Origin of the sequence: Tabrizicola sp., assembly GCF_036781545.1 — a bacterium.
Taxonomy (GTDB): domain Bacteria; phylum Pseudomonadota; class Alphaproteobacteria; order Rhodobacterales; family Rhodobacteraceae; genus Tabrizicola.
This window is the reverse complement of sequence record NZ_DAIQAT010000270.1, coordinates 1-2,116: the sequence shown is the minus strand read 5'-3', so window position 1 is coordinate 2,116 and position 2,116 is coordinate 1. Positions and strand designations below refer to the sequence as shown.

Sequence of the window (2,116 nt, the reverse complement as noted above, 5' to 3'; positions counted from 1 at the left end):
TCGGCATCTCCAGCTACAACAGCCAGCGCACGCGCGAGGCGGTGGCGATCCTGAAAGACCTCGGGACGCCCCTGCTGATCCACCAGCCCAGCTACAACATCCTGAACCGCTGGGTAGAGACGGACGGGCTGAAGGACACGCTGGCCGAGCTTGGCGTCGGGTCCATCGCCTTCGTGCCGCTGGCGCAGGGCATCCTGACCAACAAATACCTGAACGGCATCCCCGCAGGCAGCCGGGCGGCGCAGGACAAGTCGCTGCATCCGTCGGTGGTGGAAAAGGCGCTGGGGTCGGTCAGGAAACTGAACGACATGGCCGCCGCGCGGGGGCAGACCCTGGCGCAGATGGCTCTGGCCTGGGTGCTGCGGAACGGCGGCATCACCTCGGCGCTGATCGGGGCGTCGAAACCCGAACAGGTGGTGGACTGCGTCGGCGCCTTGCGGAATCTGGACTTCACCGCCGAGGAACTTGCCGCCATCGACGCCATTTCCGAGGAGAAGGACATCAATCTCTGGGCGCGGTCGTCGGAAGATTGACGGAAACCCCGACCCGGCCTTGAGCCGGGGCCTCATGGGTCGAAAGAGGCCCCGGATCAGGTCCGGGGCGCTCTTTCATTCCGCCGGAACCTTCGCCACCTCGTCGGACAGCGGATAGGGCAGGCGGTCCACCATCTCCTTCGGGCAGACCTGCAGGAAGTTCAGCCGCTCGCGGTCCCAGTTCGCGAGAATGCGTTCGGCCATACGGCTGCCGGTTTCCTCATGGTGCCGGGTGATCAGGCCTTTCAGCTGCATCTCCCAATGCGGGTGGCCCACGGCGCAGGTCATGATCGTCTCGAGGTTCATCATGTCCTCGGCCACGCCCTCGGGGTCGTAGACATAGGCCATGCCCCCGGTCATCCCCGCGCCGAAGTTCGCGCCGATCCGGCCAAGGATCACCGCCGCCCCGCCGGTCATGTATTCGCAACCGTTGGACCCGCAGCCCTCGACCACCACCGAGGCGCCGGAGTTCCGCACCCCGAACCGCTCTCCGGCCCGGCCAGAGGCGAACAGGAACCCGTCCGTCGCCCCATACAGCACGGTATTGCCGATGATCGTGTTCTCCTCCGCCTTCAAGGGCGATGACATCAGCGGCCGCACGGTGATCGTCCCGCCCGACAACCCCTTGCCGACATAGTCGTTGGCATCGCCCTGCACTTCCAGCTTGAGGCCCCGGACCGAGAACGCGCCCAGCGACTGCCCGCAGGAGCCGGTCAGCTTCACCGTCAGATGGTCGGGCTGCAAGGCGTTCCGCATCCCGAATTTCTTCACGATATGACTGGAAGCCCGCGTCCCGATGGTGCGCAGCGTGTTCCGCACCGCATAGGAAAGCTGCATCTTCTCGCCGTCCTCGAAGAACCGGTGCCCGTCCTTGATGATCTCGGCGTCCAGCGTGTCCGGCACGGCATTGCGCGGCTTGGTCCGGTCATAGGTGATCGAGCGCGAGCCATCGACAGCGATCAGAAGCGGGTTGAGGTCGAGGTCGTCCAGGTTCGCCGCCCCACGGCTGACCTGCGTCAAGAGGTCCGCCCGGCCGATGATCTCGTCCAGCGACCGTGCGCCGATCTGGGCCAGGATTTCCCGCACCTCCTGCGCGTAGAAGGTGATCAGGTTCACTACCTTGTCCGCCGATCCGGTGAACTTCGCCCGCAGCCGTTCGTCCTGGGTGCAGACGCCCACCGGGCAGGTGTTCGACTGGCACTGCCGCACCATGATGCAGCCCATGGCGATCAGCGCGGCGGTGCCGATGCCGTATTCCTCGGCCCCCATCATCGCCGCCATGACGATATCGCGCCCGGTGCGCAGCCCGCCGTCGGTGCGCAGCGTCACCCGCTCGCGCAGGTTGTTCATCGCCAGCACCTGATGCGCCTCGGTCAGGCCCATCTCCCACGGCAGGCCCGCATACTTGATGCTGGTCGCCGGAGATGCCCCGGTGCCGCCGTTGTGGCCCGAGATCAGGATCACATCGGCCTTGGCCTTCGCCACCCCCGCCGCGATGGTGCCCACGCCCGAGGACGACACCAGCTTCACCGTCACCTTGGCGCGCGGGTTGATCTGCTTCAGGTCATAGATCAGCTGCGCCA

The 2,116-nt window shown here is 66.2% G+C and carries 2 protein-coding genes; one reads left to right on the top strand and one right to left on the bottom strand.

Going from position 1 to position 2,116, the window contains the following annotated elements; all coding sequences use genetic code 11:
* On the top strand, window positions 1-533 hold a 533-nt coding region (locus V7Q39_RS20530; RefSeq protein WP_333818467.1), incomplete at its 5' end, for an aldo/keto reductase.
* Between the two features lie 75 nt (window positions 534-608).
* On the opposite strand, the gene V7Q39_RS20525 is transcribed toward V7Q39_RS20530, so the two are convergent.
* Window positions 609-2,116, bottom strand: a 1,508-nt coding sequence (locus V7Q39_RS20525; RefSeq protein ID WP_333818466.1) for a glutamate synthase-related protein, incomplete at its 5' end; no start/stop codon positions are given.